This is a genomic window from Actinoplanes sp. NPDC051633 (assembly GCF_040681735.1).
GTDB lineage: Bacteria > Actinomycetota > Actinomycetes > Mycobacteriales > Micromonosporaceae > Actinoplanes.
Map to the genome: position 1 here is coordinate 1 of NZ_JBFAZH010001366.1, position 1880 is coordinate 1880.

Genomic DNA, 1880 nt, shown 5'->3' on the forward strand with positions numbered 1-1880 from the left:
GCCGCCGCGCCGCCCGTCGCCGATCGTCGATGGCGCGATGGCGCGCGATCCGGAACAGCCACCCGCGGAACGCCGCCGGATCGCCGTCGAAGCGCCGCAGGTCACGCGCGGCCTGCATCCAGGTCTCGGAGGCGACGTCGTCGGCCGCGTCGCCGACCACCACCCGCAGATACCGCAGGACGGCCGGCTGCAGCCGGCGCCACAGCGTGGCGAAACCAGCCTCGTCCCCGGCGATCGCGGCGGTCAGCGCCCGGGCGAGTTCGTCATCACCTGACACGTCGATCCATCGGCCCCTTGATCCCGTCAAACCCCGGCCGTCCCGGCCAGGCCAGCACGCTACACCCCGCCCGACGGCTCCTCGCACCGACGGACCGCCGCGACGACGTCGAGGATCGCCCGAGAGAAGCCCGGCGGAGCCCGGCGCGGCCGGCTCGGATGTCGCCACCGCACCGACAGCACCGCCAGCACCGCCAGCACCGCCAGCACCGCCCATCGCAGCGCGAACCCGCACAGCACCGCGGTGGATTTCCCTGACTTGTCCGCGATATCTCCCCGACGCTCATGTCCGGGACGATCCGGTCGAATGGACGGAAGAAGGGCTGCCGCCGCGGCCCCGTGAAAGGCGGTGCATGGGTGGCTCGACTGCCGAAGGTGTCGATGCGCAGTCCGGTGCAGCGGTGGATGGCCATCGCTCTGGCCATCACCCTGATCGTGCTCACGGTGGCCGCCGTGCTGGGCAGCTGGCGGCAGACGGCGATCGTGCGGGAGATCGCCGCCGAAAGCACCCGGACCGATGCGTACCAGCAAGCGGTCTACCTCGCCACCCTCGAGGAGTCGCTGCTGCAGGCCGTGCTGAGAGAGCCCGAGGGGGAGGAACGCGACGAGCTCGTCCGCGCCGACCGGCAGACGCTCGTGGCGCTGCGGTCCCTCGGCGCGCACGACGCCGCCCAGGCCGCCCGCAACGCCGCCCTCGCCGATGTGCAGGAACGGCTGCAACCGGCGATCGCGCGATATCTCGCCCTTCTCGACGCCGGCGACGAGGCGTCCGCCCAGGAGCTGCTCGAGTCCGAGATCGAACCGGCCGCCGCCGAGGTCCGCGACGGCCTGCTCGTGGAGCAGAGCCGTCAGTTGCAGGTTTACCTGGACGGCCTGGACCGCGCCGAACGGGACTCCGGCCTGCTGCGTCTCGGTACCCTGCTGGTCTTCCTGCTCGGCCTGCTGGTTCTCGGCGCCGTCGGCTGGCTGAACAACTCGCACCGCCGCACCGTGGAACGGATGGCCGCGCACGACGCGCTCACCGGTCTGCCCAACCGAGTGGCCTTCCACGCCGCCGCCGAGCAGGCGCTGAACTCGTCGACCAGCCCGCGGGTCACCGTCCTGATGCTCGACCTCGACGGCTTCAAGGAGGTCAACGACAACTTCGGCCACCACGCCGGCGACCTGCTGCTGGTCGACGTGGGCCGGCGTCTGCGCAGCGCGGTGCGCGGCGGCGACCTGGTGGCACGGCTCGGCGGCGACGAGTTCGCCGTCCTGCTCGTCGACGACGACCCGGCCGTCGGGGACAACGCCGCCACCCGGATCGCGGACACCATCAACACCCCGTTCCTCATCGACGGCATCACCCTGGACATCGAGGTCAGCATCGGCATCGTCTCGGCCGGCCCGGACGACGACCCCGCGACGCTGATGCGCTTCGCCGACATCGCCATGTACACCGCCAAGGAGCACCACCTGGGCTGGACCCGGTTCGACCCGGGTCAGGCCCACGACACCGCGTCTCGGCTCACCCTGCTCGGCGACCTGCGCCGGGCGCTGGACAACGACGACGAGATCGTCCTGCACTTCCAGCCGCAGGTCTCGGTGGCCTCCGGCGCGGTGAT

General features: G+C 71.8%; 3 protein-coding genes. 1 reads left to right on the plus strand and 2 read right to left on the minus strand.

Features of this window, described 5'->3' with window-relative positions:
• Together AB0M20_RS41045 and AB0M20_RS41050 are read right to left on the minus strand one after the other, a co-directional pair.
• On the minus strand, positions 1 to 277 hold a 277-nt coding region (locus AB0M20_RS41045; protein WP_364306678.1), incomplete at its 3' end, for a sigma factor.
• 59 nt (positions 278 to 336) lie between these two features.
• Complete coding sequence (locus AB0M20_RS41050) at positions 337 to 516, minus strand: hypothetical protein (protein ID WP_364306680.1); 180 nt, start codon at positions 514 to 516, stop codon at positions 337 to 339.
• Between the two features lie 117 nt (positions 517 to 633).
• Here AB0M20_RS41050 and AB0M20_RS41055 point away from each other — a divergent pair.
• Positions 634 to 1880, plus strand: a 1247-nt coding sequence (locus AB0M20_RS41055) for a diguanylate cyclase (protein ID WP_364306682.1), incomplete at its 3' end; no start/stop codon positions are given.